The sequence below is a fragment of the Mesorhizobium cantuariense genome (genome assembly GCF_042647205.1).
Taxonomy (GTDB): domain Bacteria; phylum Pseudomonadota; class Alphaproteobacteria; order Rhizobiales; family Rhizobiaceae; genus Mesorhizobium; species Mesorhizobium cantuariense.
Genome location: NZ_JBHRVD010000001.1, coordinates 6,271,113 through 6,284,296, shown reverse-complemented (window position 1 = coordinate 6,284,296; position 13,184 = coordinate 6,271,113). Strand labels below are relative to the sequence as shown.

Sequence of the window (13,184 nt, the reverse complement as noted above, 5' to 3'; positions counted from 1 at the left end):
GGAGTGATTGTGTGCTGAGGGTTATTTCGCGCCGTTTCGGCGTCATGGCACTGACAATGGTTACTTTGACTATTGTCGTCTTCTACATGGTCAACTTGGGCCCGAACCTCAAGAAGCTTGCTCTGGAACAGACCAACAGTCGAGCCAGCGTCGCGGACGTGGAAAAATGGCTCCAAACCAACGGCTATCGCGAGCCGTTCTTCAAGCGCTACGCCGAATGGATCGGTATCTGGCCCAAGGATCCGACCCTCGATCCAAAGACGGGCAAGTCGACGCTCCAGTTCGGTTTCTGCCACGAACCTGAGACGCGCCAGTTGTCCGGCGTGCTCCAAGGCGACTTCGGTTGTTCGACTAGCTTCAGGACCGCGGTTTCCGCAAAAATTATTCCGGCACTGGCGGCCACCAGTAAGTTGATGTTCTGGGTGATGGTGGCGGTGGTGCCTATCTCGCTCCTGATCGGCATTCTTGCCGGCATGCGAGAGGGGACGCGAACTGACAGGACCCTTTCCGTTCTCTCGATTGCAACGACAGCCACGCCTGAATATGTTTCGGGCGTCATCTTCACTGTGATCTTCGCCTCTTGGCTCGGATGGTTGAACGGCTCGGCGGCCTCGGCGACGGGGCAGGGCCTTACCTTCTACAACTTCACCCTGCCTGTGATGACGATGGCTATCTACGATATCGGCTACATCGCCCGCATGACGCGCGCCTCGATGGTCGAAGTGATGACGCAGCAGTATATCCGTACTGCGCGACTGAAGGGTCTTTCCTTCTCGAGGGTGGTCGTCAAACACGCTCTGCGCAATGCACTGATTACACCCTTCACGGTGATTATGCTGCAGTTCCCGTGGTTGCTCACCGGCGTGGTAATCGTCGAGACGATGTTTCGCTACCAGGGATTCGGTTTTTTGTTGAACGTGGCGGCGGCCAACAATGACATCGACCTCCTGCTAGGCTGCTCGCTGGTGTCGGTCGTCGTCGTGCTGTTCACGCAGCTAATCTCGGACATAGGCTACGCCTATCTCAATCCGCGCATTCGAGTACAGTAGGGGACGACATGCAATTTGATACCATTGGGTGGTTCGGGATCGTTCTCGGCGTCTTCGGCCGGTTCTGGCCGGTCTGGATCGCGATGACGATCTGGCTGTCGCTCAGCTTCGGCTTCCGCAACAAGCTTGGGCTCTACGGCGACCTGTTCAAGACCGGCGTCGGGACCGCCGGCGTGGTCATCTGTGTATTCTGGCTGTCAACAGCTGCGTTCGCGCCCGTCATAGCGCCGTTTGATCCGATTAACCAGGTGGCGGTCATGAAGCACGCGCTGCCAGGGACCGTCATGCCCGACGGCAGCGGCATCTACTATTTCGGTGGCGACATGCTCGCGCGGGACGTGTTTAGTCGTATGGTCTACGGCTGCCGCATCGTGATGGTGATCGCGCCGTTCGCCACGGCCTGTGCACTGATTATGGGCATCGGGCTTGGCCTGCCGGCAGGCTACTACGGCGGTAGGATCGATTCCCTCCTGTCATTCCTTGCCAACTTGGTGTTGGCATTCCCCGTCATCCTGCTCTTCTACCTGCTGGTAACGCCGGAGATCCGCCAGTTGTCCTTCGACAATTGGTTGAGTGAGGTAACCGGCATCGGAGTGTCGATCCCGCGGCTGCTCGCGGCCTTCATCTTTCTATTCCCGATCATCTTCTCCCTTGCCCTGTTCCACACGCGCTTCGAGGGCCGGCCAGGCTGGCACCACCTGCTGATTGGGTTGACGATCTTGATTGGCGGCTGGATCTATGCCGGCCTCGTCTTCGATGCCGATCCGCTCGGGATCATGCATATCAGTCCGAACCTCCTCAACATCTTCATCGCGATGATGCTCAGCTCCTGGCCCGGCGTGTTCCGCATCGTGCGCGGCCTTGTCATGGACATCAAGACGCGCGATTACGTCGCGGCCGCCCAGACCCGCGGCGAGAGCCCGTGGTATATAATGATCTGGGAGATCCTGCCAAACGCTCGAGGCCCGTTGATCGTCGACGGTTGCCTGCGCGTCGGCTACGCCACAATCGCGCTCGGAGCGCTGGGCTATTTCGGGCTGGGGGTTCCGCCCGATAGTCCCGATTGGGGAACCGCCATCAAGGATGCGAGCCAGCTCCTGCGCGCCTATGTCCATCCCGCACTACCTCCGGCCATCGCTCTCATGTCTTTCGTGCTCGGGCTTAGTCTTCTAGCCGACGCGCTTCGCGAACAATCCCTGAAAGACTAAGAGGCCGGCTATGAAACAAGCTGTCGAAGCCACGAACGTGGCGAACGCTCGGCCCATCATCGAGATTGAAAACCTGTCGATCTCCTTCTTCACCAAGCGCGGTGAAATGCCGGCCGTGACGGATTTCTCTTGCACCGTCATGCCCGGTGAGGCCATGGGAATCGTGGGCGAGTCCGGTTGCGGCAAGTCCACCGTGTCGCTCGGTATAATGCGAGATCTCTCGAACGTCGGCAAGATCGTCGGCGGCCGGATCAGGTTCAAGGGCCGCGACATGGGCGAGATGAACGAGGAGGAACTGCGCTCGATCCGCGGCAATGAAATCGCTATGATTTATCAGGAGCCGACATCGTCGCTGAACCCGGCAATGAAGGTCGGCGAGCAACTCATGGAAGTGCCGCTGACCCACGGAAAGACTTCGAAGGAGGAGGCCTATAAGCGCGCGCTGGAGATGGTGCATGCGGTTAGGCTGCCGGATCCGGATCGCATCATGCGCGCCTATCCGCACCAGCTTTCCGGTGGCCAGCAGCAGCGCATCGTCATCGCCATGGCGTTGCTTTCCAACCCGGCGCTGCTGCTTCTCGACGAGCCTACCACCGCGCTCGACGTCACCGTCGAGGCGGGCATCGTCGAACTGGTGAAGGGGCTCGGCAAGAAGTTCGGCACCTCCATGATCTTCGTCTCGCACAATCTGGGTCTCATTTTGGAGACCTGCGACAGGATCACGGTCATGTATTCGGGCGAGGCGGTCGAGACCGGCAAGATAAAGGACGTGTTCGACCGCATGCGGCACCCCTACACGCAGGGTCTTTTCCGTTCGATCCCGCTGCCGGGCGCCGATAAGAACGAGCGGCCGCTCGTCGCCATTCCCGGCCAGTTGCCACTGCCGCAGGAGCGGCCGAAGGGCTGCAATTTCGGTCCGCGCTGTCATCACTTCGTCAAGGGCCTGTGCGACGCCGACGAGATCCCGATGATCCAGGTCGAGGGCCAAGAGGGTCATTTCTCGCGCTGCGTGCGCTTCAATGAGGTCGACTGGAACGCGCTGCCGCCAGGTGCCAAGGTGGCCAAGGAGCCGGTCAAGCCCGGAGCGCCCGTGCTGAAGGTGGACCGTCTGAAGAAGTACTATCACCTCGGTGCTAACGTGATCTACGGCGGCGGCGAGAAGTGCACTGTTAAGGCGATCGAGGAGATCACCTTCGAGGCGTGCGAATCGGAGACGGTCGCGATTGTGGGCGAATCGGGCTGCGGCAAATCCACCTTGGCAAAAGTGCTTTTGGGGCTGCAGACCGCAACTTCTGGCAAGGTTTCGCTCGACAACGCCGAGATACAGTCGAGACATGTCGAGGACCGGGACACTGAGGTGGTCTCGTCTATCCAAATGGTCTTCCAGAACCCGTTCGACACGCTCAATCCGAGCCACTCCGTCGGCTCGCAGATCATTCGCACGTTGGAAAAATTCCAGATCGGCAATACGGTCGAGGAGCGCAGGCAGCGCATGCTAGAGCTGCTCGACCTCGTCAAGCTGCCACGCGCCTTCGCTGGCCGCAAGCCGAAGCAGCTCTCGGGCGGGCAGAAGCAGCGCATCGGCATCGCGCGCGCCTTCGCCGGCCGTTCCAAGGTGGTGGTGGCGGACGAGCCGGTCTCGGCGCTCGACGTGTCGGTGCAGGCGGCCGTCATCGAGCTGCTGATGGATATCCAGCGGCAGAACAAGACGACGATGTTATTCATCAGCCACGATCTTTCGGTGGTGCACTACATCGCCGACCGAGTGGTGGTGATGTATCTCGGCCATATCGTCGAGCAGGGGACGACCGACCAGATATTCTCGCCGCCCTATCACCCCTATACGGAGGCGCTGCTTTCAGCGATTCCGATCGCCGACACGAGTGTGGCAAAGAAGCGTATCGTGCTAGAGGGCGATATCCCCTCGGCAATGAATCCGCCAACGGGCTGTCCTTTCCAGACGCGCTGCCGCTGGAAGAAACTCGTCCCCGAGAACCGCTGCGACAGGGAATTGCCGCCCTTCAGGGATCTCGGAAACAACCATGGCATCCTATGCTGGCTCGACGACGAACAACTCGCCACACAGGAGCCGGTGGTCAGCTTCACTGGGCCAGCAGTTCGATCCTGAGACGCATGGGCCATCGCGGCACCGCATAGGCAGCGGGCGAAAGGCAGGACGGTGCCTGGAGCGACCGGCTGGCAGTGCAGAAGCGGTATCGGCGATGGCGATGAAGGGACGGGCGCGGCCGAAGGTTTAGGTCTCCGAGAGCTATGTCACGGTAACGGGTTGTGAGGAGACATTGCGATAGACGCAGGTGGATGGGTCGATGAATACCTCGCCGATCAGCTACAAGCGCTATTGTCTCCCACCGCAGATCATCGCCGAAGCGGTTTGGCTCTACTTTTCGGTTTCCGCTCAGCCTGCGCCTTGTCGAAGAAATGCTGCTGGAACGCGGCATTGTCGCCTCCTACGAAACGATCCGCCGTTGGGCAAAGAAGTTCGGCCGCCGGCGCGAGAGGCCCGTTACCTCATCTAGATGCCGTAATGGGCCGGCCTTCGCGAGCATAGCCAGGTTGGGTGGCTGTCCCTCAGAATGATGGTGTTGAAACGGAGTCCGAGCGATCGGCTCCAAACATCATGAGAGGAACAGCCATGGAACATTATGCGGGAATCGATGTCTCTCTGGAAGAGAGCAGCGTGTGCATTGTTGACGCGACCGGAACGATCATGCGCGAGGTCAAGATCGCCAGCGAGCCGGAGGCGCTGGTCCGCTATTTCGACGAACGGGAATTGTCTGTTAGTCGCATTGGGCTCGAGGCCGGGCCATTGTCGCAATGGCTGCATGCCGGGCTTGTGGCCGCCGGACGCGATGCGGTTTTGCTCGAGACGCGGCACGTGAAGGCGGCGCTCTCGGCTATGACGGTGAAGACCGACCGGAAAGATGCACGCGGGATCGCCCAACTGCTGAGGATGGGATGGTACCGTCCGGTTCATGCCAAATCGGTGACTTGCAAGGATAGCCGAGCCCTTCTTGTTGGACGCAAGCTTCTGCAAGGCAAGCTTCTCGACGTCGAACTTAGCATCCGCGGGATCTTGCGCGGCTATGGGCTGAAGGTCGGAGAGGTCAGTCGTGGAAAGTTTGAGACGCGCATCCGGGAGCTGACAGCAGGCCACGTCACTTTGGAGACGGTGATTGGTGCGATGCTGGCGGCGCGGATGGCGTTGTGGTGCGAGTTCAGCAAGCTCCATCGCGAGATGCTGAAGATCGCGCGCGCTGATAAGGTCTGCCGGAGATTGATGAGCACACCTGGCGTTGGGGCCTTGGTCGCCCTGACCTATCGCTCGGCGGTGGACGACCCGATGCGGTTTGGAAAATCCAGTACGGTCGGAGCCTACTTCGGGCTTACGCCCAAAAAATATCAATCCGGTGAGACCGATCGGGACGGTGGTGTCAGCAAGGTCGGCGACGCCATGGTGCGAACTGCGCTCTTTGAAGCTGCGCACGTCATGCTGACGCGGGCGATCCGCTTCTCGAGCCTGAAGCACTGGGCGCTCGACGTGGCCAAACGTCGGGGCATGAAGCGCGCCAAGGTGGCCCTTGCCCGCAAGTTGGGCGTCGTGCTCCATCGCATGTGGGTGGATGCGACCGACTTCCGCTGGAGCAAGGCCGCAGCGATGGCATAGGAGATAGAGCGTTCGGAGCGAGCCGAAACGGCACCGCTCTCCTGAGGTCCCGTCGCCGGGACGAGGGCTTGGCAAGGTCGTGTGTAGTGCTGTGAATGCTTCGGCAAACCACGCTTCCTAGATTGACCTGTCAGCTCTGGATCTGATGGCATAGTGTGGCGGCCTTCGCGCTGACCACGGACAGAAGCATGATCCTGGCGACGAGATATCGTTCAGAGGGGACTTGACGAACGAAGGCCCATTACAGAAGCACTACAGTTGCGTATTTTGTTGATCTCTGAATCCATGGATCACCATGATTCTGAGATCATGGATGACGGGCGCATCGATCGAGACGACACTGGAGCTTTGGGCATCATCGTTGCGCGATGTGAAGGCACGGATCGCACCGTTGTTCACGCAGGCGCGGGTGGCGGCGTCGGCAGGCCTGTTTCTCGATGGCCTGCTGGGTGATGAGCGGCGCAAGACCGGCTGGATGCGGGCGGAGGCTGCCGGCGATCCTGGCCCCTGGCGCCAGCAGGCGCTTCTTGGACGGGGTCGCTGGGATGCCGATGCGTTGCGGGACATGGTGCGCGACTACGCAATGGAGACCTTGGCCGACCCGGACGCCGTGATGGTTGTGGACGAAACCGGGTTCCTGAAGCAGGGCAAGGCATCGTGCGGTGTGGGACGCCAGTACACAGGTTCGGCCGGCAAGATCACCAACTGCCAGATCGGCGTGTTCGCAGCCTATGTGTCGCGCCATGGCCATACCTTCATCGACAGGGCGCTTTATCTGCCCAAGGCCTGGACGGGCGACGCGGATCGGATGGCGGCCGCCCATGTGCCGACGGAGACAGCCTTCGCGACCAAGCCTGCTCTGGCCCTGGCCATGATCGACCGTGCGCTGGCCGCTGGTGTCCCGTTCGGTTGGGTCGCCGCCGACAGCGTTTATGGTGTCGGTGACATCGAGATGGCGCTGCGCCACGCCGGCAAGGGCCATGTGCTTGGCGTCAACGCCAATCATCATTTTGGCTCCTGGATCGGCAAGCCGCCAGTCGCCGGCACGGCCGAGGAGATCGCAGGCGCGCTTGATCCCGCGCTCTGGAAACGCCTGTCGGCGGGTGAAGGGACAAAGGGCGAGAGGCTTCACGACTGGGCCTATTGCGAACTCGCCGACCTCGACGCGGCCGAATACGACGAAAGCCGCTCGGGCCTTTGGACGCGGGGGTTTTTGGTCCGCAAAAATATCGCCGATGGCACCCGGCCTTCTTCTCGACATGGTGCCCGGCCGGAACCGACATGGCGACACTAGAGCAGTTTCTGGATAATCACGGTTAGGCATCGTAGCCGGCGTGGGCGAACAGGTTTTCGCATTCTTTGGGGTGGAAACGATCGATGGCGACGGCCACGGCGTCCCATAATTCCGGGATGGACCGGGCTGCTGCCTTTCGCAGTAAAGCCTTCAGCTTGGCGAAGGCCATCTCAATGGGGTTAAAGTCCGGGGAGTAGGGCGGAAGATAGCGAAGGGAAGCCCCCGCAGCCTCGATGATTTCGCGGACACCGACCACTTTATGAGCAGGCAGGTTGTCCATCACGACGACATCGTCGGGTTGAAGCGTCGGCACGAGGACGCGGCGCAAGTAGACCAGGAATGCTTCGCCATCCATGGCGCCGTCCAGGAGCCAGGGCGCGACGATCCCGTCGAGGCGCAGGCCGGCCGTGAAGGTCGTGGATTTCCAGTGCCCATGAGGAACAGCCGCCCGGCAACGCTGTCCACGCGCAGAGCGGCCTCGTAGCCGGGCCATCTTGGTATTGAGGCCACTTTCGTCGATGAAGATCAGGCGGCTCGGATCGAGATCGAGTTGGCCTTCGAACCACTCTTCCCGCGCTGCCAAAACATCCGGTCGCTGCTGTTCGGCCGCGTGCGCTGTCTTTTTTTGTACGTGATGCCACGCTTTGCGAAGAACGCATGGACCGTCGTCAGGCTGGCTTTGACCCCGCGCTCTGCCGCAAGGCGATCGACGATCTCGGCAAGCGTGATGTCCCGCTCATCGGTCTCGACCAAGGCGAGAATGAAAGTCTCGTGCGCGTCCAGCTTCGATACCTTCGGCTTGCCCTGCCGCCCAGGTTCCAGATTGCCGCTCGAACGCCAGGCCCGATACCATGCACCAGACGTCGATATCCCGATGGCAAACCGCCGTGCCGCTTCTCGGGTCGACAGGCCTGCCTCTATCGCCTCGATAACACGCGTCCGCAAATCCAGGCTGTAAGCTCGTGCCATGCCGCTGCTCCTTCCGCAAATCACTTCGATCAGGGAATCAGAACAAGCCGTTCACTGCAAACAAACGACTCCGATTAAGGGAAAACCGCTCTAGTCAAAGTCGAAGGCCACCGCTGGGCGATCGAAGACGGGTTCGAGACTGCCAAGAACGAACTTGGGCTTGACCACAACGAAACCCGTTCCTGGCATGGCTGGAACCGTCACGTCTCGCTCGTCATGCTCGCATTCGCCATGATGGCGGCCATCCGCCATCGCGCCAACGCCGCACCTCCCCAAAAAAGCACCCGAACCGTCCAACCGAAACTCATGCGGCCCTGATCCGCTGGTCGGTCCAGGAGATCCGGCGCATCGCCGTCAGGCTCGCCCAACGGCGCATCGAACCCGCACATATCATTGCATGGTCGCTCTGACGAAGAGCACATCAGGCCGTCGCACGACAAGCGCATATCAAGTCAAATACGCAACTGTAATGCTAGGCTTCAAAACTGTCCGGTATCTAATCAGAATCCCGGCCGGTAAATTGTCGGACTCTGCAGGAAAAACTCAGTGGCAGTTTCAAATGGCGTTTTTATGCCCGTGACGCGCTTAAAATCGCCGTCACCAGCTGGAGCCTTTTAATTGGAGCAACTCCAAAGAAAGGACTTTCTCAAACGGCGGCCGAAAACAAAAACACTTATTACTCCCAGTTTGCTAGAATCCATCCCTATAATGAGCACTCATGGAGAAGTTAAAAATATGCCAGCCACACTATATGAACCCACAACTGGCTACACGTTTCCCCAGAGGGGCATGATCCGCGACGAGATTGAACAAGAACTAGAGCAGCTGCGTTCACAGGACGCGGACCCGCGCTCGACGTTCCCAGATCGTTGGCTCAATGACCGCGGGCTCCTGCTTGATGATGGCACGTTCGAAGTTGCCAAGGCCGCGCACCTTGCCTTTTTTACAAAGGGCAACAACTATCCTACCGTGGTAAAGTTTGAACGCGATCTAATACAGATGGCGCTTAGTTTGTTCCACGCTGGAAAGGAAGCAACCGGGGCCGTGACCAGCGGCGGATCTGAGAGCCTCTTTCTCGCTACTGCCGCTGCTCTAGCGAATGCCAAAGAAAGACGGCCTGATATCGCCCGATTGGAAATAGTCATCCCGCAGACAGGCTATCCCACATTCGAGAAATATGAGCGGTATTTCGGATACTCCATTCGTCGCGTTCCAGTGGATGCAAATTTCCGCGCAAACGTCTCGGCGATGTCCGATGCAGTTAGCGAAAACACAGTCATGATGCTCGCGTCAATGCCATCCTGGTCGCATGGCGTTTGTGACCCAGTTCGAGAATTAGCAGAAATTGCCAACAAACACGGGATTTGGTTGCATGTGGACGCTTGCGTTGGCGGGTTTTTAGCGCCTTTTGTGCGCGAGCTCGGACGGGACGTTCCTGACTTCGATTTTCGAGTCCCCGGCGTAAGCTCGATTTCGGCGGATTTTCATAAGTACGGCTATAGTGGCAAGGGAGTTTCGGGCGTTTTCTATAGAAATAAGGATTTTGCCCGCCACCAACCCTTCGTCTTCGACACATGGGCAGCAGGACTTTATCGTTCACCGGTTCTTACTGGGACACGTAACGGTGGCGCAATCGCCTCGGCTTGGGCGGTCATGCGTTATCTAGGGCGGGACGGATACCTCTCTCGCGCAGCTCAAATCCTCAAGCTGAGAGAGGCCATACTGGCATTCGTTGAACGCTGCCCTGGCTTAAAAGTAGTCGGCGAAGCTGAGCTTAATGTGGTCGGAATAGGCAGCGAATACTCGGACATCTATTCAATTGCGAGTAAGTTGAAGGAGTGCGGGTGGAAAATAAATTTACTAAAGGAGCCTGATGCAATACAGTTTGTTCTTGGACCATTGCGAGATGAATATATTGCGTTGCTTGTGAATGACCTCGAAAAATCAGTTGATGATGTACGGCGAGAAGGTTTTATGGCTCCTTCGCCAACCGTGATCTATTCCGACGAATTCTTAGACTGAAACTCGGATTATTTGTCATATGTTTCTACAGGCTTATTTTACTATGGCGAAACCGAAATACCGGGTACTTGAGAGGCCTGCCGCCGGCCCCGTGGCGATCGATCAGCCTGGGGTGGTTGCTTGAGGTCACTCTCTTGGTTCTGCAATCTGCCCATCCATTAACAATACAATGTCCGCTAGAGCGCTAAGTTCTATCTCTGGTAGGATATACGGCGGCTCTTGGGCTCGCACCGATACGGGAGAAACAAATGTCACTTTCTGAAACAGTTCTAGCGAAGTTGAAAGACAAGTCGTTAGTGACTGATAAAGCTCTTGTAGGGACCAGGTGGGCAGCGGCAGGTTCAAGGGGCCTCACATTCGAGGTCACCAATCCCTCAACCGGCGAAGTCCTCGCAACCCTTCCAGATCTCGGTGAAGAGGAGGTCAGGTCAGCGATTGAAGCTGCCCATGTTGCCCAGAAGAACTGGGCGAAAAGGACGGGCAAGGAGCGCGCCGCAGTCCTGCGAAAGCTTTACGACCTCATAGTCGCGAATGCCGATGATCTTGCCACCATCCTCACCTTGGAGATGGGAAAACCATGGCCGGAGGCGAGGGGAGAGATCCTTTATGGTGCGTCCTACGTCGAGTGGTTCGGTGAGGAAGCAAAGCGAGTTTACGGCGACACCATTCCAGGTCATCAGCCGGACAAGCGCATCATCTTGATCAAGCAGCCCATCGGAGTTGTTGGGGCCATCACGCCGTGGAACTTCCCGAATGCGATGCTTGCCCGCAAGATGGCTCCCGCAATCGCTGCTGGCTGCAGCATGGTGTCAAAGCCCGCGGCTCAAACACCCCTATCCGCGCTCGCTCTGGCTCTCCTTGCCGAACGCGCCGGGCTGCCACCCGGTCTTTTTTCTGTGCTGACCACGACCGATGCGGCGATGGTCGGTCAGGAATTCTGCGGCAATGAGAAGATCCGGAAGGTCACGTTCACGGGCTCGACCAATGTCGGAAAAATGCTGATGCGGCAAGGCGCAGAGCAGGTCTTAAAGCTAGGCCTCGAGCTCGGGGGTAACGCGCCCTTCATCGTCTTCGATGACGCGGATCTCGATGCTGCGGTCGACGGCGCAATGATTTCCAAATACCGCAATGCTGGGCAAACCTGCGTCTGCGCAAATCGGCTATATATTCAGGAGGGTGTCTATGATTCCTTTGCCGCCAAGCTTGCCAAGCGCGTTCGCCAGATGAAGGTCGGCGATGGCTTTGCCGAAGGGGTCACGACAGGCCCTCTCATCGACCGGAATGCGCTGAAGAAGGTACTGGAGCACGTCACCGACGCCGTCGCCAAGGGGGCTACGGTGGAGGTCGGTGGCAAGCCTGCGAGCCAAGGCGGCCTCTTTTTCGAGCCCACTATCTTGACCGGCGCAACGGGGGATATGCGCCTCTCCAGCGAAGAGACGTTCGGCCCTATCGCGCCGCTGTTCAAGTTTTCGACCGAGGAACACGTCATCGAAATGGCGAACAACACCGAGTTTGGCCTGGCTTCCTACTTCTATTCCAGGGATGTCTCGAAAATCTTCCGGGTGGCGGAGGCTCTCGAATACGGCATGGTCGGTGTCAACACTGGGCTGATCTCCACGGAAATTGCGCCTTTTGGCGGCATCAAGCAATCTGGCCTTGGCCGCGAAGGGTCAAAATACGGAATCGATGATTATACAGAGATGAAATACATATGCCTGAGCGTGTGATCGGCCTGTGCTCCGCATGAGAAAGTCGCCTTTTTATCGTCAGACTGAGGCTGTGCCGCCGCCTCACCAGACAGGCCGCTACGGGCTCTGCCGGTCTCGTACTTCCAATCCCGTCGGCGCCCCAATTCGTAAGATGACTGTAGCGCGCAAACATTGGCGCGGCGATACGCTTTGTCCCCGCAGCAGCTGTTCGCCTGGTGTCGGGCCGCTCGTCAGCCGGTGGCGGAAGCAACGATGGCGTCCCTGCCCTCACGCATCGAAGCATCGAGCGCCCTGAACTGGTGCTGGAAGAGCTCACGCTCGGCGGGGAAGAGGCCCTGCGACACGAAGTCCGATATGTCGGTGATGAGCTGGGGCGAGACGATTCCGCCGAGGATGAGCCATTCCGGCTCCGGCAGCACCTGTGGTGCCGCGACGGCGGCGATGTCACGCGCTGGCTCATCACCCCGGTGCCCTCCAGTTTCAGCTTCCGCAGCCTGAGCCTGCTCCCCAGGCGCGTCTTGAGGGGCGTTGGCGGAGATGTGAGACTGCTCTGCGGCCGCATTCATGTACGCCTCCGAGGAGAGCCGCCTTGTGAAGGGCGGCGGTTGGAATGATTACAGGTCGTATGGACACCATTACGACCAAGAATGATTTCAAGCTTCTGGAGATCGTGGACACGGGCCGGCGTCGCCGGTTCAGCACTGAAGCGAAGCGTCAGATCGTCGAGGAGAGTTTTGTGTCGGGGGACGCGGTCTCTGCGGTAGCTCGGCGTCACGGCCTTTTCCCGGCGCAGTTGTTCGCCTGGCGCCGGGCGGCGCGGGCAGGTGCATTCGGCATCTGGAACGGCGCCGGTGCAGGTTTGGTAGAGGCGCGTGTCGTGCCGGCGGTCGATGTTGATGTGGGGCATTCACCTCTCTGCGCCACCAACGGAGGGGGTCGGCTGGAGATCGTGAGCGTGAATGGCCGCAGGGTCATCGTCGAGCCCGACGTGGACGTGGAAGCGCTGCTTCGGGTCATGCGCGGCCTGGAAACGCTGCGATGATCCCAATTCCGACGGGGGTTCGAGTGTGGCTGGCGACGGGTCACACCGACATGCGCCGTGGCTTCCCGGGCCTGTCGCTGCAGGTGCAGGAAGTGCTTCGCCGAGATCCGCTGAGCGGACATCTGTTCTGCTTTCGGGGTCGCAGAGGCAATCTTTTGAAAGTGATCTGGCATGACGGCCAGGGGGCGTGCCTGTTCACGAACTAA

At 59.2% G+C, this 13,184-nt stretch carries 10 protein-coding genes and 3 pseudogenes; 11 read left to right on the top strand and 2 right to left on the bottom strand.

The genetic code is table 11. The annotated features are described in order from the left end of the window. Positions 1 to 44 precede the first annotated feature (44 nt). From ACFOJ9_RS30730 to ACFOJ9_RS30705, 6 genes and pseudogenes are all read left to right on the top strand, one after another. Entirely contained in the window at positions 45 to 1,049 is a 1,005-nt protein-coding gene (locus tag ACFOJ9_RS30730) for an ABC transporter permease (protein WP_378988154.1), read from the top strand. A gap of 8 nt (positions 1,050 to 1,057) precedes the next feature. Beyond that, the gene (locus ACFOJ9_RS30725; RefSeq protein ID WP_378984669.1) at positions 1,058 to 2,257 is read left to right on the top strand and encodes an ABC transporter permease; all 1,200 of its coding nucleotides are present in this window, start codon (positions 1,058 to 1,060) and stop codon (positions 2,255 to 2,257) included. A 10-nt stretch (positions 2,258 to 2,267) separates the two neighbouring features. Next, positions 2,268 to 4,385, top strand: coding sequence for a dipeptide ABC transporter ATP-binding protein (locus ACFOJ9_RS30720; RefSeq protein WP_378984667.1), 2,118 nt, complete (start codon positions 2,268 to 2,270; stop codon positions 4,383 to 4,385). A gap of 199 nt (positions 4,386 to 4,584) precedes the next feature. Further along, positions 4,585 to 4,762 (top strand): annotated as a pseudogene (locus ACFOJ9_RS30715) (IS6 family transposase); the annotation flags it as partial. A 148-nt stretch (positions 4,763 to 4,910) separates the two neighbouring features. Continuing rightward, positions 4,911 to 5,942 (top strand): IS110 family transposase, encoded by a 1,032-nt coding sequence (locus ACFOJ9_RS30710; protein WP_378984665.1) that lies wholly within the window; start codon positions 4,911 to 4,913, stop codon positions 5,940 to 5,942. Positions 5,943 to 6,237: 295 nt separating this feature from the next. Then, positions 6,238 to 7,235: pseudogene (locus ACFOJ9_RS30705) on the top strand (IS701 family transposase); the annotation flags it as partial. A gap of 23 nt (positions 7,236 to 7,258) precedes the next feature. On the opposite strand, the gene ACFOJ9_RS30700 reads toward ACFOJ9_RS30705, so the two are convergent. Then, positions 7,259 to 8,205 (bottom strand): IS630 family transposase gene (locus ACFOJ9_RS30700; protein ID WP_417568608.1). Its coding sequence is split into 2 segments (ribosomal slippage): positions 7,259 to 7,861 and positions 7,864 to 8,205, totalling 945 coding nucleotides; the frame shifts between segments, so codons are not numbered across the junction. Between the two features lie 90 nt (positions 8,206 to 8,295). On the opposite strand from ACFOJ9_RS30700, the pseudogene ACFOJ9_RS30695 reads away from it, so the two are divergent. The 3 genes and pseudogenes from ACFOJ9_RS30695 to ACFOJ9_RS30685 all read left to right on the top strand — a co-directional run. Beyond that, a pseudogene (locus ACFOJ9_RS30695) lies at positions 8,296 to 8,523 on the top strand (IS701 family transposase); the annotation flags it as partial. Between the two features lie 471 nt (positions 8,524 to 8,994). Next, positions 8,995 to 10,227, top strand: a complete 1,233-nt coding sequence (locus tag ACFOJ9_RS30690; RefSeq protein ID WP_378984663.1) for a pyridoxal phosphate-dependent decarboxylase family protein — start codon at positions 8,995 to 8,997, stop codon at positions 10,225 to 10,227. A 248-nt stretch (positions 10,228 to 10,475) separates the two neighbouring features. Continuing rightward, positions 10,476 to 11,954 carry an NAD-dependent succinate-semialdehyde dehydrogenase gene (locus ACFOJ9_RS30685; RefSeq protein WP_378984661.1) on the top strand — a complete coding sequence of 493 codons (1,479 nt, stop codon included), beginning with the start codon at positions 10,476 to 10,478 and terminating at the stop codon, positions 11,952 to 11,954. 212 nt (positions 11,955 to 12,166) lie between these two features. Here ACFOJ9_RS30685 and ACFOJ9_RS30680 read toward each other — a convergent pair whose 3' ends face one another. Continuing rightward, positions 12,167 to 12,502: a hypothetical protein gene (locus ACFOJ9_RS30680; protein WP_378984659.1), complete on the bottom strand. Its 336-nt coding sequence runs from the start codon at positions 12,500 to 12,502 to the stop codon at positions 12,167 to 12,169. A gap of 59 nt (positions 12,503 to 12,561) precedes the next feature. Here ACFOJ9_RS30680 and tnpA point away from each other — a divergent pair, with 59 nt between their 5' ends. Beyond that, the gene (gene tnpA / locus ACFOJ9_RS30675) at positions 12,562 to 12,978 is read left to right on the top strand and encodes an IS66-like element accessory protein TnpA (RefSeq protein ID WP_378984657.1); all 417 of its coding nucleotides are present in this window, start codon (positions 12,562 to 12,564) and stop codon (positions 12,976 to 12,978) included. After that, the gene (gene tnpB, locus ACFOJ9_RS30670) at positions 12,975 to 13,184 is read left to right on the top strand and encodes an IS66 family insertion sequence element accessory protein TnpB (protein WP_378984655.1); all 210 of its coding nucleotides are present in this window, start codon (positions 12,975 to 12,977) and stop codon (positions 13,182 to 13,184) included. The genes tnpA and tnpB overlap by 4 nt, the downstream gene beginning before the upstream one ends.